The following is a 20,882-nucleotide window of genomic DNA, read 5'->3' on the forward strand; positions in this document are numbered from 1 at the left end:
CAACCGCCCCTGATGTTATACGCAAGATCATTCTATCCGACGTCACGGTTGGGACTTCTACTTTTTCTTGGTACTCCTCGCACTCTTCAACGGTGTCTTCGGCTTGGCGGGCTCGAACCACGGGAAGCGGTGAAGTACCCAGCGGTGCAGCGGCGGGGTCTTGGCGACGGCCCAACCCGCAATCATTGCGAAAATCGCCACCCACGAGGCGAGATTCTGCTTGGCGAAGATCAGCAGGATGGTTAGTCCCACAGCGACGATGCCGAGGGCTTGCGAATATTTGTTCTGCGATTCGGTGGTCTTGTCCGTCTTCATCGGCACGAAACCGAAGAACAGGCCGATCGCCACGGATACGATGGCGACGGCGACGCAGATGATGATGTCCTGAGTGCTCATGAACGTTCCCTCCCGGAACAGGCGATGAAGATATGCGATTGTATCAGTCTACCGCGGCGCATCGGCGCGTGCCGATGCGCCCCTTCTATTCGAGATTCATCGCGGCGCTGATCGTGCGGTCGATGAGCTTGCGCTGATGAACCATGTTGGCGTATTTCGGGTTCTCCGTTATCCCCTCACTCCCACGTCCGGCGTCAACGCCAGCGATTTGCGCGATGATCTCCTCGTAGGAGGTCTTGGCGGTGCGATACACGCCGCGGATACGTCCTTGGCGGATGACCACGATGCGATCCGACACCGCGAACACGTTCGGCAGGTCATGACAGACCATCACTACCGACCGGCCATCGGAACGTATCCGTTTGATGTAGGACAGCACCTCCGCGGCCTGCATCACCGACAGCGAGGCGGTCGGCTCGTCGAGCAGGATGAGCTGCGGGTCGTTGAGTAGCGTGCGGGCGATGGCCACGGTCTGACGCTGCCCCACCGACAGCGAGGTGATGGGGGACCCCACACGGATCGCGGAGCTCAGCGTTCCGAGCACGGAACGGGCTCGCGTGTTCATCATATCGTCGTCACGAACCCAGCCCGACTTCATCTCCTTGCCGAGGAAAAGATTGGAAGCCACATCGAGGTTGTCGCAGAGTTCCTGACCTTGGAAGACGGAAGCGATGCCCATGCGGTCCGCCTCCCGGATCGAGGGGATCGTCACCTGTTCGCCGTTGAGGTAGATATGCCCGAATCCGGGTTGCAGAAAACCGGAGATTACCTTCATCAGTGTGGACTTGCCGGCGCCGTTGTCGCCCACGATGGCGATGACCTCTTTGCGGTCGATGGTCAGATTCACCGATTTCAGCGCCTCGACGAATCCGAATCTGACGCAGATGTCCTCCAGCTGCAGCAACGGAGGTGTACTTGCGTTCCTCATGTCATCCCTCTTTCCTTGACCCTTTCCTCATGGGTGTTTCGTCTATGCTGCGATGCTGTTGCGAATCGCATGTCCGATGGCGGCGAGCGCGCCGCCCAGCGCGCAGTTGTCGCTCGGGTGAGGGGAGCTCAGCACCGTGATTGGCATGACCGCGTCGGGGAACAGCAGCCGCTGCAGCGCTTCATTGAACGGTTGAGTAAACACCTCGCCGGCCATGGCGAGTTTGCCTCCGACCACGACGACCTCCGGGTCGATGCTGATGCACAAGTCGGCGGCCACTTGCCCGATGCGCACCGCCGTGTCAGCGATGATGCGGCGGCATCCGGGGTCGCCGTTGTTCGCCTGTGCCACGAGGTCGTCCATCGTCATGTTGCCGTGCGTGACGCTGAGCAGTTGCACCAGCCGGTTCTCAGCGACAATGGTGTTGAGGCATCCGCGATTGCCGCAGGAGCAGATCGCACCGAGCGGATCGACTTGGATATGGCCGATCTCGCCGGCCAGGCCGGTCACCCCGTGCATGATCTCCCCGCCGGCAACGATACCCGCGCCTACGTTGTCATTGGTGGAGATATAGACGAAGTCGCGCTTGCCGATTGCTGCGCCCATGCGTGATTCGCAGTAGGCGGCGTAGTTTGCGTCGTTGTCGACATATACGGGGGTGTTGAATGTGGCGCTTAGCGGAGAGACGATGTCGAAGCCATCCCACCCGGGCATGACGCCGGGGATGGCGATCATGTGGTCGCCGATGGCGACTGGTGCGGCCAAGGCTACGCCGATGCCGGCGATCTCCCCGGGATCAGCGTCGATGTTGGTCATGGTCTCGTTGATGAGCTGTATCGCGCGTTCCAGTGTGGTGTCGGCCTTGTGACCGAGGGGAAGCGGCAGCATATGCTCCGCGATGATTGATTTCGCGAAATCGACGACGGCCAGTTTCAGTTCGCGTTGCGCGATCCACAGGCCGATGCCGAGACCCTGATTGTGGGCGAGTCTGACCAAGGTAGCCCTGCGGCCGTTGCGTATGGTGCTTTTCGTCTCCAGCTGTCCCTCGTCGACGAGTTGGTGGACGAGTGTGGAGACCGTTGCGGTGGAGAGGCTGGTGACCTCCGCGAGTTCGACCTGCGTCATAGCGCCGAATTTGTGGATGCTGGACAGCAGGTTGGCACGGTTTGCCTCGCGCAGAGAGGTTTGTGAGCCGAAAAGTCGTGTTGCCATGGATATCCAGTGTAGTCCGACGCGGTGGTCGCCGGGGCCGTGTGCGCTCTTCCTGCGGCGTGTCGCGTCGAAAGGCGCATAATACAGCTCTTATGTTCGATAACTGAATTTAAATAACGTTTAAGAACAAATATAAGTTTGACAACTTAACTCAAGAGTGTATGCTATGAGATGAACCGGAACGGTCCGGATCACAAACGGAACAATGGTCGTTCCGTCACCCTCAAAGATGAAGGAGAATACATGCAGTTCACCAAGAAGATCGTCGCCGTCGTGGCGGGCGTGGCGATGTGCGCGGGTCTCACGGCCTGTGGCGGCAGTCGAACCGGACAGTCCGGCGACGGCGACAAGATCGAGAAAGGCGCAACCATCGGCATTTCGATGCCGACCAAATCCGAGGAGCGCTGGAACAAGGATGGCAACAACCTCAAGGCCAATCTTGAGAAGCGAGGGTACAAGGTCATCCTGTCGTTCGCGGATGACAAGCCCGCCCAACAGAACGCCGACATCGAGAACATGGTCAACAACGATGCGAAGATCGTCGTGGTCGCCTCCAAGGACGGCACCGCGGTCGGTCCAGCCGTCGAGAAGGCCCGTGACGCTGGCGCGAAGGTCATCGCCTACGACCGTCTGATCATGAACACCGACGCGGTCGACTACTACGCCACGTTCCAGCTGGAGCAGACTGGTGTACTCGAGGCCACCTGGCTGATCGACAAACTCGGGTTGGAGGACGGCGCCACCGGCCCGTTCAACATCGAGCTGTTCGCGGGCTCCCCGGACGACAATAATTCCAAATACTTCTTCAAGGGTGCATGGGATCTGCTCCAGCCCTACTTCGAGAAGGGAATCCTCGTCAGCCCATCCAACCACGGCGGCGGCGTGAAGGCCTCCGACAAGGCCGAGGACATCTGGCAGAAGATCGGCGTGCAGTCTTGGAAGGCCGAGCAGGCCCAGAAGGACATGGAATCCATCCTCGACTCCACTTACGCGCACGGCGAGAAACTCGACGCGGTGCTCAGCCCCTACGACGGCATCACCCAAGGCGTGGCCAACGCCATCGAGTCCAAGCGCCCGGATATGAAGCCCGGCACCGACAGCTGGCCGTACATCACCGGCCAGGACGCGATGGAGATCTCTATCGCCAACATCGCTAACGGCAAGCAGGGCGAGACTGTGTTCAAGGACGTGAACAAGCTCGCGAACGCCGTCGAGGAGATGATCATCGAGATCGCCGAGGGCAAGGAGGTGTCCGGCATCAACGGCAAGTTCAATAACGGCAACTTGGACGTGCCGTCCAAGCTGCTTGACCCGCAGGGCATCACCATCGACAACCTCTCCGATTTGGTGAAGGCGAACTACGTGACCCAGAGCCGCTTCAACGAACTGACTAAGGGCACGCTGCTCGAGGATCAGATCAAGTGACGCGACGGTTCGACGGATGGGGCACACGGCCGTCGTGGCGTGCGCCCCATCCCCTCGCAACACAATATGAGGAGTGATGAAATGTCCCAAACAGACACCATTCTGATGATGGAGAACATCACCAAGACGTTCGGACCGGTCAAGGCCCTGACCGACGTGAATCTGGAGGTGGGCCGTGGCGAGATCCACGCCATCTGCGGCGAGAACGGCGCGGGCAAATCGACGTTGATGAACGTGCTTTCCGGTGTGTATCCATACGGCAGCTACAGCGGAAGGATCGTCTTCGACGGCAAGGAATGCAGATTCCGCACGATCAATGACTCCGAGGCCGATGGCATCGTGATCATCCATCAGGAGCTGGCGCTGAGCCCGTTCCTGTCCATCGCCGAGAACATCTTCATGGGCAACGAGCGGGCCAGGGCCGGCGTCGTCGACTGGGACCGGACCCGCGCCGAGGCCAGAAAGCTGTTGGATCGCGTGGGCCTCCCGGAGGATCCGGACACCAGGATCATGGACATCGGTGTCGGCAAGCAGCAGCTCGTCGAAATCGCCAAGGCTCTGAGCAAGGACGTGAAACTGCTCATCCTCGACGAGCCCACCGCGGCCCTGAACGACGAGGACTCCGCCCATCTGCTCGGTCTGGTGCGCCAGCTGCGCGACGAGCAGGGCGTGACTAGCATCATTATCACGCACAAGCTCAACGAGGTCGCCGCCATCGCCGATAACGTCACCATTATTCGTGACGGCTCCACCGTCGGACAGATGTACGTGACGCCGGAGACACCACTCGATCAGGACGAGCTGATCCGCAAGATGGTCGGTCGCCCGCTGCACAACTTGTATCCGGATCATCCCTCTAACAAGCCGGGTGAGGAATATCTGCGCATCGAGGATTGGACCGTGCATCATCCGCTCGACGTCGAGCGCGTGATCGTGGACCACGCGAACATCAACGTGTGCGCCGGCGAGATCGTCGGGCTCGCGGGGCTGATGGGTGCCGGCCGCACCGAGTTGGCTATGAGCGTGTTCGGACGGTCCTATGGCTCGAACATCTCAGGCAACGTGTACGTCAAAGGCAGGAAGGTCAACCTGCCGAGCGTGCAGGCCGCCATCGACGCCGGAATCGCCTACGCTACCGAAGATCGCAAGGTATACGGCCTAAACCTGTTGCAGAACATCCGTGAGAACGCCTCGCTCGCCTCGCTGAAGAAGATGAGCCGGCACGGTGTGATGGACGATAACATCGAACGCAAGGAGGTGGAAGAGTACCGCAAGGACTTCCACATCAAATGTCATGACATCGATGTGAACGTCGGCACGCTTTCCGGCGGCAACCAGCAGAAGGTCGTACTCGCCAAATGGGTGATCTCCCAGCCGGACATCCTCATCCTTGACGAACCGACCCGAGGCATCGACGTCGGCGCCAAATACGAGATCTACGAGATTATCGACCAGCTGGCCGACGCCGGTAAGGCCGTCATTGTGATCTCCTCCGAGCTGCCGGAACTCATCGGCATCTGCGACCGCATCTACACCGTAAGTTACGGCGTCGTCACCGACAACGTCGAGAAGAATGGATTCACTCAGGAATACTTGATGAAGGGAATGACCAAGGAAAGGAAGGTGGACGCCCGATGAGCGCCGCAACCGCAACATCTGCACAGAAGAAAGAGAAGGTCAGCCTGCTGGCCACTATCGGCAACAACGCCCGCCAATACGGCATCGTCGGCGCATTGCTCTTGATCGTCATCGCCTTCGAGATCCTCACTGGAGGTGTGCTGCTCAAGCCGAACAGCTTCGTGTCGCTAATCCAGCAGAACGCCTATGTGATTATCCTCGCCATCGGCATGGTGATGGTCATCATCGCCACCCACATCGACTTGTCTGTCGGTTCGTTGGTCGCCTTCATCGGCGGCGTCTGTGCCCTGCTGATGGAGCGCGCAGGCATGAACTGGATGCTTGCTATCCTCCTCTCCCTCATCGTCGGCCTCATCGTTGGCGTCTGGCAGGGATTCTGGGTGGCCTACGTGGGTATCCCGGGCTTCATCACTACCTTGGCCGGTATGCTGATGTTCCGAGGGCTCGCCACCGTGATTGTCGGCGAATCCGTGCCGATCACCTCCAATGCCTTCCGTGGCATCGCCCGTGACTATCTGCCGAACATCTTGGGGTTCTGGGGGCCGTTCGATGGTCTGACCCTTGTCGTCGGCGTGCTGTGCATCGTCGGCTACGCCTTCTCCCAGCTGCGCAAGCGCAAGCGCGTCGAGAAGGTCGGATTGGTGCCCGAACCGATGAACTTGACTATCCTCAAGATCGTCCTCGCGGCCGTGGTCATTGCGTTCGTCACCTATCTGCTGGCCTCTTCGGGCAACGCGGAACAGGGCGGCATCCCGATTATGCTCGTCATCGTCGGCGTGCTCGTGCTCGCCTACAACTTCATCCTGACCCGGACCGTGTTCGGTCGTCACGTCTACGCCGTCGGCGGCAATCGCAAGGCAGCCATCCTCTCCGGTATCAACACCAAGCGCGTCGACTTCCTGCTGTTCGTCCATATGGGCTTCCTCTCCGCTGTCGCCGCGGTCTGCATGCTGTCCCGTCTGGCCTCCGCGACCGCACAGGCCGGCATGGAGTTCGAAATGGACGCCATCGCTGCCTGCTTCATCGGCGGTACGGCCGTCACTGGCGGTATCGGCACGATTCCGGGGGCAGTGGTCGGCGCATTCGTGATGGGCGTCATCAACCAGGGTCTGTCGATCATGGGTGTGGACACCGCCGTGGTGAAGACCATCAAGGGTCTTGTGCTCCTGCTGGCCGTCGCCGTGGATATCATGTCCAAGCGCAAGAAGAGCTGATCTGTTCCGAATCCCCTCCGGCGGATGGGGGTCCGCATCGCGGTGATGCGGACCCCCATCCGCCCGTCCCGTGCTCATTGTCGAAAGAAAAGGAATCCCCATGCGACTGAATACGCATTCCACCGCCCGTCTCTATGCGCTCACCTGCCTCGCCTGCGTGATCTGGCTTGCCCAGTCGCTGATGCAGGCACAGGCCGACGGTTCGTTGCTCGACTGGTCTACCATCGTTTTCTCGCTGTGTTTGCTCGTCGTGATCGGCTGGTGCGCCCGTTGCGCCGTCGTTGGCTGGAACACGAAGGACGGCGATCAGGCGGCGACGTCCCACGATGCGGGGACCACGAAGGAGCATCGTCGATGACATGTCCGTCGTGAAACGCGGAGGTGGTCGCAGATTGGCCGAAATCGCGTCCGAACGGGGCATGGCGTGTACATTAGCTAGATATGAACGCAATGAACGCTTTCCATCCATCGGCCATGGACCTGATCCGCATCGGGCTGCAGAACCTCGACGACGCACGCGCGAACCTTGACCGGCTCAAAGCCGACGGCGTGTCCGACGAACGGCTGGTTGGCATGCTCAAGGCCCTGTCCAAGGTGTGCGACCCGGACTGCGCGCTTTCCAACTTCGTCGACATCACCAACGCGATGCAAAGCCAGGGGCGCGACTTCGACGCCATGGTGCCCGACGAAGCGGCGCTCGAACGGCTCATCACCGTGCTCGGCGTCTCTGACGCCCTCGGCAAGCTCATGCGATTCCGTCCAGAACTCGTGGAGGCCGCAGCCAACGATGCCTGCGAAAGCCACCTTTACAATCACGAACAGCGCAGAGCGCATGTGCTCAAATCGGTAGGAGCCGATCCCAATGACCATGCCATGCCGACCGCAAATCTGCCACTTGCCGAAGCTGCGACGGCGCTGCGTAAAACCTATCGCAAACAACTCGCCGCAATCATGACGCAAGACGCCACGGCAAACGATCCCACCGAAATCCAACCGCGCATCAGCGCCGAACTTTCCGACCTTGCGGACGCGGCGCTCGAAGGTGCACTCGCCATCGCACGCCATGAAGTGGACGGCAGCGAACATGTACGTTTCGCCATCATCGGCATGGGCAAACTGGGCGCACGGGAGCTCAACTATGTATCCGACGTGGACCTGATCTACGTGGTGGAACCCGCCGACACGGACACCAACGGCATGACACTCAGCCGAGTCGGCACCAAAATGGCGACCACCCTGCAACGCGTATGCCAATCCGTCATCATGGGCGTCGCCGAACCGACGCTCTGGCAGATCGACGGCGGATTGCGCCCCGAAGGCAAGGACGGCCCACTGGTACGCCGGCTCGAATCCCACGAAGCCTACTATGAGCAATGGGCGGAAAACTGGGAATTCCAAGCCCTGCTCAAAGCACGCCCGGTAGCCGGCGATTTTGACCTCGGCCAAGCGTATATGAGCATGACCCGACCGTTTGTCTGGACCGCATCCAAACGAGACAACTTCGTCTACGACTGCCAGCAGATGCGCAAACGTGTCGAAGATCTTATTCCCAACCCGCTCAAAGACCGCGAAATCAAACTCGGCAGGGGAGGTCTGCGCGACGTCGAATTCACCGTGCAGATGCTCCAACTCGTGCACGGACGCTCCGACGAAGCATTGCGTACCAGCTCCACACTCGAATCCCTACAGGCCTTGGCCGAAGGCGGATACGTATCACGCAAACAAGCCAAAAAGCTCTCATGGGACTACCGATTCGAACGCGTACTGGAACACCGCCAGCAAATGTGGGCGCTCAAACGCACCCACCTGTTCCCGGACCTCGGCAAAGCCAGCACGGGAGGCCTTGAACGCAAACGAGACATCACCATCGACGAGCTAAACCAAAATCTCGAACTACGACGACTCGCACGCGCATTCCACATGCATCCCGAAGAACTCGTCAACAAATATGATGAGACACGTCGCGAAGTACGCCACCTGCACATGGACATCTACTACAGGCCCATGCTGCCCATCAACGCGGGACTCGACGACGAACAGGTGGAACTCTCCGCAAAAGCTACGCAGGAACGATTCGAATCCATCGGATTCGCCGACGCCGACGCGGCCATGCGCCACGTCACCGCACTCACCGCAGGCGTCTCCCGAGCCGCGAAAATCAACCGCATCCTGCTGCCCGCGGCGCTGCAATGGCTCGGCGAAGGGCAGAATCCAGACATGGGACTGCTCAACTGGCGCAAACTCGAAGAAAACTTCGGTTCCGAAAGCGAATACCTCGGATTCCTACGCGACTCACCATCCGCGGCACAACGCCTATGCCACATACTATCCAACTCACGATTCCTCGGCGACGCACTCAACAAATCCGTCGAATCCGTCACCTGGCTCGGCAACGACGAATCCCTGCAACCACGCTCGCGCGAAAGCCTCAATATCCAAACCAAAGCAACGCTCGAACGCAATGCCGGCAACATCAACGACTTCGCCAACTCCATCCGAGCCATGCGCAGACACGAAATCGAACGCATCGGCCTTGCATGGATGAGCGGCGTGATCGACGATGAAGCATCGCTCGCCGGCATGACCGACGTATACGACGCGGCCATCGAAGCGTCACTGCAATGGTCCATCCGACATCGCATCAACGACATGCAACTCGAACAAGCGCCCGCCGCGATCGCCATCATCGGCATGGGACGTTACGGCGGCAAGGAAGTCAACTTCAGTTCCGACGCTGACGTGATCATCATCTACCGGCCAGCCGAAGGCGCCGACGACACCCAAGCCAACCTCTTCGCACGCAAAGTGCAGGAAGACCTACGCGCGATCCTGCAAGGCCCAACCACATTCGAACAAAAAATCGAACTCGACATGGACCTTAGACCCGAAGGCAAAAACGGACCACTCGTACGATCCTACGCATCCTGCGAGGAATACTACCGATCCTGGGCAAGCACATGGGAACACCAGGCACTGCTACGCGCCCGATACGCGGCAGGCGACGCGGCGCTCGCCGAGGATTTCCTGATGAACATCGCCGATCCGTTGCGTTATCCGAAAATCGATCTTACGGAAACGCAGATCTCTGAAATCCGCAAGCTTAAGGCGCGTATGGAGGCCGAACGTCTGCCACGCGGCGTACGCAGGGATCGCCATCTGAAACTCGGCAAGGGTGGACTATCGGATGTTGAGTGGACGATTCAACTGTTGCAATTGCAGCATGCGGGAAACAACGCCAACCTGCGCGTCAACGGTACGTTGCTGGCGTTGGACGAGCTGGAACATCGCAAGCTGATTTCCGCTGGCGACGCTGTGGTGTTGCGTAAGGCATGGCGCATGTGCACGGCTGCACGCAACGGCAGCTACCTGTGGAGCGGACGCGTCAATCAGGCCGATATTCTGCCGGACGATTCATATTCGCTGGGAGGTATCGCCGTATGCCTCGGATACGATGCAAATCGCGGTCAGCATTTCGAGAACGATCTGCTTGCAGTAATGCGCAAGGCCCGCGACGTAACGGAACGCCTGTTCTACGGCCGTTCGTGAGCTGGGAAGTTAACGGCGAGGAACATGTTGTGACCGTCGGATCGAGGCCATACGGCTCTGACGAATGTGCTGGATCAAGGCTTCTGCCTATGGAAGGACGGAGACCGCTCTACGAGTATTCGTGAACACGCGGTGAACCGTCAGGGTCTGCATTTCAGGCTATAGTTGGCTAGGTCACTTCGAGTGGCCACCTTCAACCACAAGTTGCATGAAAGGTGAGCCGTTGTCTTCAGTACTCGAGCAGGCGGTTGAAACGCCGATGGTAGGAAAAAGCGTCATCACATTGGATGATCTTTCCATTCGCCAGATTCAGGAATTACTCCACAAGGCGCAGTACATTGATTCTCATCGTAAAGAAGTGGCGCACACCTGCGATGGCAGGGTGCTCGCCACTTTGTTTTATGAGCCCAGCACTCGTACGCGTCTGAGCTTCGAAACCGCCATGCTCCGACTCGGTGGCAAGGTGATCGGCTTCGCCGGCGCCCAGCTCGCTTCCGTGACCAAGGGTGAAACCATTTCGGACACTCTGAAAACCGTGTCTAACTACGTGGATGTGGTGGCGATTCGCCACCCGAAGGAGGGTGCTGCGCTCGTGGCGTCCCGCGCTGCCTCCGTGCCGGTCATCAACGCCGGCGACGGCGGGCACATGCACCCCACGCAGACCTTGGCTGATTTGGCGACGCTACAGTCGCGCTTCGGTCGCGTGAACAATCTGACCGTCGGTCTGTGCGGCGATCTTACCTTCGGCCGTACCGTGCACTCCCTGATCGAAACCCTATGCCGTTTCGGCAATGTGAACTTCGTGCTGATCAGCCCGGACGAGCTCAAGACCCCCCAGTACGTGCTCGACCGCATCAATGCGACCGACTCCTGCTCTTACACGGAAGTCAAAGATCTGGTTTCGGTGATTGGCGATCTCGACGTGCTGTACATGACCCGTGTGCAGAAGGAACGCTTCTTCAACGAAGACGATTATCTGCGACTGCGCGACACCTACATTCTCGATGAAGCCAAGATGGCTTACGCCAAGAAAGACATGGCTGTGCTGCACCCGTTGCCGCGAGTCAACGAAATCGCCGTTGAAGTGGATGACGACCCACGCGCCGCCTACTTCGAACAGGTCAAGAACGGCATGCTCATGCGCATGGCATTGGAAAGCTCGGTGGTTGGAGACGAACTGCCGGGATATGAACCGCTTGAATCCAAGGAGGTTGCGGCCTGATGGAAGTCACCAGCATTCAGAACGGAATCATCATCGACCATGTGCCTGCCGGCACCGCACTCAAGGTACTTGAATACCTGAAAATCGATCCGGCTAAGACCAAGCTCGCGCTGATCATGAACACCGACAGCCACATGTTCGGCACCAAAGACATCATCAAAATCGAAAGCGAAGAGGAAGCCGAAACCATCGACCTTGACGTGCTCGGCCTTGTGGCACGCACCGCGACCGTAGGCATTGTGCGCGGCGGTAAAATCGTAGAGAAAAAGCAGCCTACACTGCCGGAACATGTGGTCAATATCATCAAATGCGTGAACCCGCGCTGCGTGACTACCACCGAGCCGGCCGTGCAGATGTTCCATCTGGTGCATTCCGACCGTCAGGAATACCGCTGCGACTACTGCGACGAGGAAGCGAAGCTCTGACCCATGACCCTCACCCTTCACGACATCAAGGTTTGGAATACCGGTGAAGTCATCGACCTGATCGTCCCATCCGACGCTGATAAAACGGTGGACGCTTCGGCCATGACCATCGCCCCGGGATTCGAAGATCCCCACGTCCACTTCCGCGATCCGGGCCAGACCTACAAGGAATCCATGGTTTCCGGCTGCGCGGCCGCCGCCTCTGGCGGATACACGAACGTGCTTATCATGCCGAACACCGTTCCCGCCATGGATGGCGTGAAGGTGACGGCGGGGGAACCGGGTGCCAGCGAAGTGCTCGACGCCGGTTTCGACACGGTCATCGACTATTTGCAGCATTACGAACAAGCCCATGATGTGACCTTGCCGGTACGTTATGACCTGTGCGTATGCGCTTCCAAAGGGCGTGCAGGCAAGGAAGCGACTGACGTGGCCGACTGGATCGGCTATCTGCCGGAACACGATGACGACAACAAGGATGCCTACCAGCTGGCCCACCCGGTGACCGCCATCAGCGATGACGGTTCCGCGGTAACACCGGAAATCCTTGACCCAGTGTTCGACAACGTCAAGGAATCAGGTTTGTACCTGATCGAGCATTGCGAACACCACGACACCGGAGCGGTCAACGAAGGTCCCGTATCACGAGAACTGGGTGTCCCCGGCATTCCCGAAGACACCGAACTGAAGATCGTCGAACGTGACATTGAGATGGCACGTAAGACCGGCGTGCACGTGCACTTCCAGCATGTCAGCACTGCGATTTCCTTCGACGCGATTCGCAAGGCCAAAGCTGAAGGATTGCCGATTACGTGCGAAACCGCACCGCATTATGTTGCGCTGTGCGATGAGGCGTTATTGAAATACGGCACGCTTGCCAAGATGAATCCGCCGTTGCGCTCCGAAGAGGATCGCAAGGCAACCATCGCAGCCGTAGCTGACGGCACCGTCGATCTGCTGGCCACCGACCATGCGCCACACACCATGGAAGAGAAGGAGCTCGGATTCCTTGACGCTCCGAACGGCATCATCGGCCTTGAATGCGCGTACGGCGTCTGCCACAAGATTCTTGTGGACGGTGGTTTCATTTCCGACGAACGTTTGATCGAACTCATGTCGACCGCGCCTGCCGAACTTATGGGGCACGACAAGACCGACCTGACGGCCGTGCTGGACGAATACGCGGACGCCGTTCCGGGAGACGACGACACCAAACGTGTGCTGGACCTCGGCAAGGTTCCGGCAGACGACAATGTTGATCTGGTAGTGCTTAACACCAACGAGGAATGGACCGTGGATCCTGAACGATTCCATTCCTCGGCTCGAAACACCCCATTCGGCGGATGGCAGGTCACCGGCCGTCCACTCGCCACCATCATCGGTTCGAAGCTGGCCTTCAGCCGTATCGATAAGGAGGATTGATGGATCGTCTGATTGAAGCGATTGAAGACAAGCAGAATCCGAGCGTTGTGGGACTTGACCCGACTGAAGCGCTCGTGCCAGCGCAAATCGTTGCAAGCTTCGCCGAGGAAATCAACGAACAGGTCGAAGACCCGGCGGAGGCACCTGCCATGCAGCTTTCCGTGGCCTTCTTCGAATTCAACCGCGCCATCATCGACGCCGTCGCAGACATCGTGCCTGCGGTTAAACCGCAGATCGCCATGTATGAGGCGCTCGGTCCGGCAGGTATCGACGCCTACACTATGACCTGCGAATACGCCAAGCAGCAGGGATTGTATGTGCTCGGCGATGTCAAGCGCGGAGACATCGGCTCCACCGCAGCCGCATATGCTCATCACCTCAGCGGTGTAGGATTGGGCGACACCGCCTACGATCCATGGCATGAGGATGCGGTGACCGTGAACCCATACCTCGGCACCGATGGCATCACGCCGTTCGTCGACGCCGCCACCGCCAACGACAAAGACATCTTCGTGCTTGTGCGCACCTCCAACCCGTCCAGCAGCGAACTGCAGGAACTTGAACTCGCTTCTGGCGAACGCGTATACGAGCATGTTGCCGATCTGGTGGAAAGCTGGGGAGCGGAAACCATTGGCAAGAACGGCTATTCACACGTTGGCGCGGTTGTCGGAGCCACCCACCCGGAGGAAGGCAAGGCATTGCGCGCACGTATGCCGCACACGTTCTTCCTAGTGCCGGGCTACGGTGCACAGGGCGGTACCGCGCAGGGTGTGGCCGGCATGTTCGACCGCGACGGTATGGGTGCTCTCGTCAACTCGTCCCGGGGCATTATCGGAGCATGGAAGAAGTCCGGTAAGTATTCCGAATCCATGAGCGCCGACGATGCTTTGGACTTGGTCGCCGAATCGGCGCGTGAAGCAGCCAAAGACATGCGTGACAATCTGCGTGCAGTCCTGCCGTAACCTGCCGACTGGCCAACTGTTTAATCTCAAAAAAACAACCATCAACCATCGAACGTAATAGAGAGGGAGTTCATGACCACCGCAACAACGTTCGTTCCGACCGTTGCCGAGGCGACTTCGGCAGGCTTTTTCCCAAGCCGGCATGAAGTCGAGGTCGTTGACAATCAGGAACTGACCGACGGCGTGTACCGTTTGACGTTCCGTGACGAATACATCGCCAGCCATGCCAGACCGGCGCAGTTCGTCGACGTATATTCCAATGATCCAAGCAAGCTGATGCCGCGTCCGTTCGGCGTGTGCGAAACCAACGGCGATGAAGTCAGCCTCATGTTCGCCGTGGTGGGCAAAGGTACCGCCGAATTCGCACAGCTGAAGCCGGGGGACACCATTCGTGTGATGGGTCCGCTCGGCAATTCGTTCAAAACCAAGGAGCCCGCCAATTATGTGCTGGTTGCCGGCGGCTTGGGTGTGCCTCCGCTCGTATGCGCGGCGCAGCATATCGCCGGTGTCGAAGGCGCGGCCAGCACTGCGGTGTTCGGCTACCGTAACGTGCATTTCGGTGACGAATACGTGGGCAAGTATGCCGACAAGGTGTACAGCATCGATGAGAGCGAAGGCAATGTGATCACCCTGCTTGATCGCATCGAAGGCGAACTGCTTGGTGGCGAGCTCAAGCCGGTGATCCTGACCTGCGGTCCTCTACCGATGATGAAGGCCGTGGCCGCATGGGCTGCAAAGCGTGACATGGCATGCCAGCTGAGCTTGGAACAGCGCATGGGTTGCGGCTATGGCACATGCGTGCTGTGCACGGTCGACACATTGGATGGACGTTTGAAGGTCTGCTCCGACGGTCCGGTCTTTACTCGCGAACGTTTGGGATGGGGTGAATGAGATGAGCGACAATACCCAGCATGAGAACCTGTACGGCCCGTACGAATGGAAGCATCCCACGCAGGTGGCGGGCGTGCCGTGGAAGAATCCGGTCGCCACGGCTTCCGGCACCTTCCAGTATGCGGCGGTTCGCTGGTTCTACGATGTGAGCCAACTGGGCGCGGTCACCACCAAGGGCGTCTCTCCGGTGCCGTGGGAGGGCAATCCCGGCGTTCGTACCGCCGAAGGCCCATCCAGCAACATCAACGCGGTCGGACTGCAGAACCCGGGCGTGGATCATTATCTGGAAGACGACCTGCCCAAGCTCAAAGCCATCAATGCCACGGTCATCGCCAATGTGGCCGGCCACTGCGATGACGACTATATCGAAGTCGTATCCAAGCTGAACGATTCTCCTGCAGATATGCTGGAAATCAACGTGAGCTGCCCGAATGTGTCAGCCGGAGGCATGAGCGTCGGCACAGATCCGGTGGCATTGAGCCGTCTGATCACCCGACTGCGCAAGCTCACCGATAAGAAGATGATCGTCAAGCTTACGCCGAACGTCACCGACATCACCGTGCCTGCCCGCGCGGCCGTGGAAAGCGGCGCCGACGCGCTGAGCATGATCAACACGCTGCTCGGCATGCGCATCAACATTCGTACCGGCGAGCCGATCATCGACCATGTGACCGGCGGTGTTTCCGGACCGGCCGTGCTGCCGATGGGTCTCGTGGCCGTGTGGAAGACCCGTTCCGCATTGCCAGACATTCCGATCATCGGCATCGGCGGCGTCGATTCCGGCGAGAAGGCGCTCGAATACCTGTATGCCGGAGCGAACGCCGTGGAAGTCGGCGCGGCCGCGCTGTTCGAACCGACCGCACCATTGCGTGTGGCCCGTGAACTTGACGATCTGCTCGACGCACGTCCCGAACTCGCAGACAAGCTTGCCAAGGGCGAAACTTGGCGCTGACCTCGATCATTCATCAAAGGAGCATGACATGACTGAATCCCTCGACCACCGTTTTACCAAGTTCCTGCTGGACGCACAGGCGCTGAAATTCGGCGAGTTCACGCTTAAGTCCGGCCGCAAGTCACCGTATTTCATCAATGCCGGCGCATTCAACGACGGACGTAAGATCGCCACGCTCGGCGCCTTCTACGCGGAGAAGATCGCTGCGGAAATCGAAGCAGGCAATCTGCCGAACGACATCGACACCATTTTCGGTCCTGCCTACAAGGGCATTCCGCTGGGCGTCTCCACCGCGATCGCTCTGACTTCCGACCACGGTATGGAAGTCGGCTACACCTTCGACCGCAAGGAGAAGAAGGATCATGGCGACGGCGGCATGATGGTCGGCACCCAGCTGACCGACGGCATGAAGGTGCTGCTCGTCGACGATGTGATGACCGCAGGCACCGCAGTACGCGAGGTCATTCCCAAGCTCAAGGCCGAAGCGAATGTTGAGGTTGTCGGCTTGGTGCTTTCCGTGGATCGTATGGAAAAGACCAAGAATTCCGACACGTCCGCGGTGAAGGCCGTCGAAGCAGAGTTCGGCTTCCCGGTGTTCGCCATCGCCAACGTGCGTGAGATCTTCGAGGCCGGACAGCATATCGAAACCGCTGACGGTACCGCGTACGTGACCGACGAGATCAAGGCTGCTGCCGACGCCTATCTGGAGCAGTATGGCGCCTGAATTCTATAGGTGAATCGTATAGGCGAATCCTATAGTCGAGCACATAAAAAAGTGCCTCGCACCAATCGAAAGCATCGGTGTGAGGCACTTTTCATATCTCATATCAGAGTGCATCCGGTCGATCAGTGCATTCAGTCGATAAGATTGTATCCATGGTCGGTCACCACCGACTTGAGCTTCTCCAAATAGTTTTCCGCGGCCTTCGACAGCTTCGCGCGCTCGTTCGTGATCCAGCCGACCAACATGTTCTCATCGGTGTCAAGCGGCACGGTCACGATTTTCTCATTGTTGAGATCGCCGTTGTCAATGCCGGTGCACACGGTGTAGCCGTTCAGACCGATGATGAAGTTCAGAATCGTCGCACGGTCGGTCACGTTGATCTGCTTGGGGGAGTATTCCGGCCAGACCGCCTCTTCGGCGAAGAAGAAGCTGCCTTCCTCGCCCTGCTCGTACTGGATGAACGGGAACGGCTTCAAGTCGTCCATCGTGACTTTTTTCTTGCCAGCCAGCGGATTGTTGCGCGAAATGAACACATGCAATGGAGCACGGAACAGTGGATGGAATTCCAAATGCTTTTCGCGCAACATCTTGCCGATCACGTCTTTATTGAAATCGGACAGGTAGATGATGCCGATTTCGGAAAGCATGTTCGCCACTTGGTTGATGATGTCTTTGGTGCGCGTCTCACGAATGGTGAACTCGTATTCGTCGGATTTGATGGAGTTGATCATTTCCACGAACGCTTCGACGGCGAACATGTAATGCTGTGTGGACACGGAGCACAGCTGCTTGCGTGGCTTCGCGTTCTTGTAACGTTCTTCGAGCAGTGACGCCTGATCGAGCACCTGGCGCGCGTAGGTGAGGAATTCCGCTCCGTCCACGGTCAAGGCGATGCCTTGCGACGAGCGGGTGAAGATTTCGATGCCAAGCTCGTTTTCGAGTTCCTTCACAGACGAGCTCAACGCGGGCTGTGACACGTATAATTCGTGCGAGGCTTCGTTCATGGAACCGCATTCCACGATTTTCACAATATATTTCAGCTGAAGAAGAGTCATAAACTCAGGTTAGAGCCATGTGCTGACCGTGGGGGAGTGCTTATACCCTCTTGTCTGGATAGTGGACTGCCGACCGCAGCGAATCAACAACAGTGCCGGCAGCATGTCAATGTCAATAATCGAATAAGCGGGATTGCCGGCCTTCTTAAAAAGCTGACAATCCCGCTTATTGCAACCGATTACCGTTCAGCCTTACCGATTCGGCTTGCTGATCAGCCTACTGATACAGATGGCCTCCCTGTTCGCGGAAACGCTCGCTCATTTCCTGCATGCCGGCGGCAATGGTTTGTGCGTCGGCCACAAGCTTCTCTTGTGATTCGGCATTGCCGAACTTTTTGCGAATATTCTGACTGATGGCCATGGAGCAGAACTTCGGACCGCACATCGAACAGAAATGCGCCATTTTCGCAGGCTCGGCCGGCAAAGTATCATCATGGAACGCGATGGCGGTGTCCGGATCGTAGCTCAGGTTGAACTGGTCAAGCCAACGGAATTCGAAGCGTGCCTTGCTTATGGCATTGTCACGGTCGATGGCATGCGGATGATGCTTGGCGATATCAGCCGCATGGCAGGCGATCTTGTATGCGATCACACCTTGCTTCACATCGTCCTTGTTCGGCAATCCAAGATGTTCCTTCGGCGTCACATAACACAGCATTGCAGTGCCATAGCGGGCGATTTCCACACCGCCGATCGCCGACGTGATGTGGTCGTAGCCGGGAGCGGTGTCAGTGGTGAGCGGTCCAAGCGTATAGAACGGCGCATCCTTGCAGATCGCCTTCTCCATTTCGATGTTCATGCGCACGGTGTCGAACGGAATATGGCCAGGTCCTTCGATCATCACCTGCACGTCGTGTTCCCATGCGCGCTGGGTAAGCTCGCCCAAAGTCATCAGTTCGGCGAACTGTGCCGCATCGTTCGCATCGGCAAGCGATCCCGGACGAAGTCCATCACCCAGTGAGAACGCCACATCGTATTTGGCGAAGATTTCACACAATTCGTCGAAATGCGTATACAGGAAGCTTTCCTGATGATGCTGCAAACACCATTCAGCCATAATCGAACCGCCACGCGAAACGATGCCCGTCATGCGGTTCGCCGTCAATGGCACGAAACGCAGCAGCACACCGGCATGAATCGTCATATAGTCCACACCCTGCTCGCACTGCTCGATCACCGTGTCGCGGAACAGTTCCCAGCTGAGCTTGGAAGCGTCATCCTCCACCTTTTCGAGTGCCTGATACATTGGCACGGTGCCGATCGGCACGGGGGAGTTGCGTAGAATCCATTCGCGCGTAGTGTGAATGTCGTTGCCGGTAGACAGATCCATTACGGTGTCAGCACCCCACTTGGTGGCCCACGTGAGCTTCTCCACCTCCTCGTCAATAGACGAAGTGACCGCCGAATTGCCCATATTGGCGTTGAGCTTGGTAAGGAACTTCGAGCCGATGATCATGGGCTCAGCCTCAGGATGGTTGATATTGCAAGGCATGACGGCACGTCCTGCGGCCAGTTCGCTGCGCACCAGTTCCACGCTGCAATGCTCGCGTTCCGCTACATAGCGCATTTCCGGCGTGATGATGTTGTGGCGCGCGTACCACATTTGCGTCACCGGATGATCCTTGGCCTTCATCGGCTTATGCTGGCGGCCGCGCCATTCCTTGGAAGCCTTGCCACGCTTGATGGCGCGTTTGCCGTCATCTTCCAGATTGCGTCGACGTCCCTCGTATTCTTCGACGTCACCGCGGTCAAGAATCCAATCCAAACGCAGGGGAGCGAGTCCCTCTTTCGGATCGCATTTCGGTCCTTCGGTGTTGTAGTCCTTGAATGGCGCGTTCGGTCCGACGCCAGGAGTGTCAGACAGTTTGATTTCGGTGTATGGCACTTCCAGATCGTAGGAGCCGAATTCGTTTTCGAAATGTACCGGCGTGGTTTTGCGGATATGCGCTTTGTCGCGCTGTTTGGAATCGCGTGCGGCAATGTCGACGCGCTGCTGCTTGGCGAGCTTGGATGCGGCCTTGGCTTCCTTCGCATTGGTGAACTTCTTTTCACCGGATGCGCCGTCGGCTGCGTTGCTAGGGCTGATTTCCGCTGTGTTCTGGGCTTTCATGCGCGGTGCGTATCCGTGCTTCGTGTCGCCACGTACGGCTTTCCAACGCGTTACCATATCGCGGGTTGTGGCTTCCGGATCATCGGCTCCTGCAATCGCGGACACCACGAACCAGCCTGCCGCCTTTGAACGCGCCAGCATTTCCATATCACCTGCGGTCACGCCACCGCCTACCACTACCGGAAAACCACTGGCTGAACAAATGGTGTTGATCTGCTCTTTGTCAAGCGTGCGACCGGAACCGTCATTGCCGCCTACGGACGCTTCCGGCTTGGTGACGGAAACATGCAGCGGCGCCGCACCGATATAGTCGATGCAGCCATTGGGCAATTCGTTGATGAGTCTGACCAGGCTTTCTGTCTCCGCCGACAATCCCACGATGGCGTCTTCGCCGAGCAGCGTGCGGGCTTCACGCGGTTCCATATCGGTCTGTCCGATGTGCACGCCGTCAACCTTGATGCCTTTGCTGCGGGCCTGCCAGACCACATCCACGCGGTCGTCGATCACGAATGCCACGGAATCTGACTTGTTGTTGTCTTCGATGATTTGCGCGATATCACGCGCCATGTCGGTAAGGTCCTTCGCGTCGGCGTCTTTGGCGCGCAGTTGGATAAAGCTTGCGCCCCCGCGCAATGCGTCATCGATGACGTCGGTGATCGGTCGACCTTTGCAATCCTGTGGGCCTACCACAAAATAGGCGCTCAGGTCGAAGCTGTCTCGCATCGACGCATACGGATAATTGTTCATGATTCCCCCTTGA

General features: G+C 58.4%; 17 protein-coding genes. 12 read left to right on the forward strand and 5 right to left on the reverse strand.

The window, feature by feature from the left end; genetic code table 11:
* Positions 1-57: 57 nt before the first annotated feature.
* The 3 genes from CE168_RS08675 to CE168_RS08685 form a co-directional block, all read right to left on the reverse strand.
* Positions 58-396 (reverse strand): hypothetical protein, encoded by a 339-nt coding sequence (locus CE168_RS08675; RefSeq protein WP_099572004.1) that lies wholly within the window; start codon positions 394-396, stop codon positions 58-60.
* Positions 397-481: 85 nt separating this feature from the next.
* A complete protein-coding gene (locus CE168_RS08680; protein WP_099572005.1) occupies positions 482-1,324 on the reverse strand; it encodes an ATP-binding cassette domain-containing protein in 843 nt (280 codons plus the stop codon).
* A 42-nt stretch (positions 1,325-1,366) separates the two neighbouring features.
* Entirely contained in the window at positions 1,367-2,536 is a 1,170-nt protein-coding gene (locus tag CE168_RS08685) for an ROK family transcriptional regulator (RefSeq protein ID WP_033501168.1), read from the reverse strand.
* 243 nt (positions 2,537-2,779) lie between these two features.
* Between CE168_RS08685 and CE168_RS08690 the strand changes: the two genes are divergently transcribed.
* The 12 genes from CE168_RS08690 (at position 2,780) to pyrE (ending at position 16,957) form a co-directional block, all read left to right on the forward strand.
* Positions 2,780-3,961 (forward strand): substrate-binding domain-containing protein, encoded by a 1,182-nt coding sequence (locus CE168_RS08690; RefSeq protein ID WP_099572006.1) that lies wholly within the window; start codon positions 2,780-2,782, stop codon positions 3,959-3,961.
* 81 nt (positions 3,962-4,042) lie between these two features.
* Entirely contained in the window at positions 4,043-5,599 is a 1,557-nt protein-coding gene (locus CE168_RS08695) for a sugar ABC transporter ATP-binding protein (protein WP_099572007.1), read from the forward strand.
* Positions 5,596-6,813 carry a multiple monosaccharide ABC transporter permease gene (mmsB, locus tag CE168_RS08700; RefSeq protein ID WP_099572008.1) on the forward strand — a complete coding sequence of 406 codons (1,218 nt, stop codon included), beginning with the start codon at positions 5,596-5,598 and terminating at the stop codon, positions 6,811-6,813. The genes CE168_RS08695 and mmsB overlap by 4 nt, the downstream gene beginning before the upstream one ends.
* Positions 6,814-6,913: 100 nt before the next feature.
* A complete protein-coding gene (locus CE168_RS08705; RefSeq protein WP_099572009.1) occupies positions 6,914-7,171 on the forward strand; it encodes a hypothetical protein in 258 nt (85 codons plus the stop codon).
* A gap of 92 nt (positions 7,172-7,263) precedes the next feature.
* On the forward strand, positions 7,264-10,359 hold the full coding sequence (locus CE168_RS08710) for a bifunctional [glutamine synthetase] adenylyltransferase/[glutamine synthetase]-adenylyl-L-tyrosine phosphorylase (RefSeq protein ID WP_316102547.1): 3,096 nt from the start codon (positions 7,264-7,266) through the stop codon (positions 10,357-10,359).
* A 208-nt stretch (positions 10,360-10,567) separates the two neighbouring features.
* Positions 10,568-11,581: an aspartate carbamoyltransferase gene (pyrB, locus tag CE168_RS08715; protein WP_099572011.1), complete on the forward strand. Its 1,014-nt coding sequence runs from the start codon at positions 10,568-10,570 to the stop codon at positions 11,579-11,581.
* Complete coding sequence (locus CE168_RS08720; RefSeq protein WP_099572012.1) at positions 11,581-12,006, forward strand: aspartate carbamoyltransferase regulatory subunit; 426 nt, start codon at positions 11,581-11,583, stop codon at positions 12,004-12,006. Before pyrB ends, CE168_RS08720 begins: the two co-directional genes overlap by 1 nt.
* 3 nt (positions 12,007-12,009) lie before the next feature.
* Positions 12,010-13,428, forward strand: coding sequence for a dihydroorotase (locus tag CE168_RS08725; protein WP_099572013.1), 1,419 nt, complete (start codon positions 12,010-12,012; stop codon positions 13,426-13,428).
* Positions 13,428-14,390, forward strand: coding sequence for an orotidine-5'-phosphate decarboxylase (pyrF, locus tag CE168_RS08730; protein ID WP_099572014.1), 963 nt, complete (start codon positions 13,428-13,430; stop codon positions 14,388-14,390). Before CE168_RS08725 ends, pyrF begins: the two co-directional genes overlap by 1 nt.
* A gap of 72 nt (positions 14,391-14,462) precedes the next feature.
* Positions 14,463-15,281 carry a dihydroorotate dehydrogenase electron transfer subunit gene (locus CE168_RS08735; protein WP_099572015.1) on the forward strand — a complete coding sequence of 273 codons (819 nt, stop codon included), beginning with the start codon at positions 14,463-14,465 and terminating at the stop codon, positions 15,279-15,281.
* A gap of 1 nt (position 15,282) precedes the next feature.
* On the forward strand, positions 15,283-16,233 hold the full coding sequence (locus tag CE168_RS08740; protein ID WP_099572016.1) for a dihydroorotate dehydrogenase: 951 nt from the start codon (positions 15,283-15,285) through the stop codon (positions 16,231-16,233).
* Positions 16,234-16,261: 28 nt separating this feature from the next.
* A complete protein-coding gene (gene pyrE / locus CE168_RS08745) occupies positions 16,262-16,957 on the forward strand; it encodes an orotate phosphoribosyltransferase (RefSeq protein ID WP_099572017.1) in 696 nt (231 codons plus the stop codon).
* A gap of 131 nt (positions 16,958-17,088) precedes the next feature.
* On the opposite strand, the gene CE168_RS08750 is transcribed toward pyrE, so the two are convergent.
* Positions 17,089-18,012: a LysR family transcriptional regulator gene (locus CE168_RS08750; RefSeq protein ID WP_099572018.1), complete on the reverse strand. Its 924-nt coding sequence runs from the start codon at positions 18,010-18,012 to the stop codon at positions 17,089-17,091.
* Positions 18,013-18,229: 217 nt separating this feature from the next.
* Entirely contained in the window at positions 18,230-20,872 is a 2,643-nt protein-coding gene (gene thiC / locus CE168_RS08755; protein WP_099572038.1) for a phosphomethylpyrimidine synthase ThiC, read from the reverse strand.
* Between the last annotated feature and the right edge of the window lie 10 nt (positions 20,873-20,882).

The organism is Bifidobacterium sp. N5G01, assembly GCF_002742425.1.
GTDB lineage: Bacteria > Actinomycetota > Actinomycetes > Actinomycetales > Bifidobacteriaceae > Bifidobacterium > Bifidobacterium hominis.

Bases quoted from the DNA above. Each gene is read 5' to 3' on its own strand.
- CE168_RS08710 (WP_316102547.1), top strand. From the start codon at position 7,264: ATGAACGCTTTCCATCCATCGGCCATGGACCTGATCCGCATCGGGCTG.
- CE168_RS08750 (WP_099572018.1), bottom strand. From the start codon at position 18,012: ATGACTCTTCTTCAGCTGAAATATATTGTGAAAATCGTGGAATGCGGT.
- CE168_RS08690 (WP_099572006.1), top strand. From the start codon at position 2,780: ATGCAGTTCACCAAGAAGATCGTCGCCGTCGTGGCGGGCGTGGCGATG.
- pyrB (WP_099572011.1), top strand. From the start codon at position 10,568: ATGAAAGGTGAGCCGTTGTCTTCAGTACTCGAGCAGGCGGTTGAAACG.
- pyrE (WP_099572017.1), top strand. From the start codon at position 16,262: ATGACTGAATCCCTCGACCACCGTTTTACCAAGTTCCTGCTGGACGCA.
- CE168_RS08695 (WP_099572007.1), top strand. From the start codon at position 4,043: ATGTCCCAAACAGACACCATTCTGATGATGGAGAACATCACCAAGACG.
- CE168_RS08740 (WP_099572016.1), top strand. From the start codon at position 15,283: ATGAGCGACAATACCCAGCATGAGAACCTGTACGGCCCGTACGAATGG.
- CE168_RS08680 (WP_099572005.1), bottom strand. From the start codon at position 1,324: ATGAGGAACGCAAGTACACCTCCGTTGCTGCAGCTGGAGGACATCTGC.
- CE168_RS08720 (WP_099572012.1), top strand. From the start codon at position 11,581: ATGGAAGTCACCAGCATTCAGAACGGAATCATCATCGACCATGTGCCT.
- CE168_RS08725 (WP_099572013.1), top strand. From the start codon at position 12,010: ATGACCCTCACCCTTCACGACATCAAGGTTTGGAATACCGGTGAAGTC.
- CE168_RS08685 (WP_033501168.1), bottom strand. From the start codon at position 2,536: ATGGCAACACGACTTTTCGGCTCACAAACCTCTCTGCGCGAGGCAAAC.
- mmsB (WP_099572008.1), top strand. From the start codon at position 5,596: ATGAGCGCCGCAACCGCAACATCTGCACAGAAGAAAGAGAAGGTCAGC.
- pyrF (WP_099572014.1), top strand. From the start codon at position 13,428: ATGGATCGTCTGATTGAAGCGATTGAAGACAAGCAGAATCCGAGCGTT.
- CE168_RS08735 (WP_099572015.1), top strand. From the start codon at position 14,463: ATGACCACCGCAACAACGTTCGTTCCGACCGTTGCCGAGGCGACTTCG.
- CE168_RS08675 (WP_099572004.1), bottom strand. From the start codon at position 396: ATGAGCACTCAGGACATCATCATCTGCGTCGCCGTCGCCATCGTATCC.
- CE168_RS08705 (WP_099572009.1), top strand. From the start codon at position 6,914: ATGCGACTGAATACGCATTCCACCGCCCGTCTCTATGCGCTCACCTGC.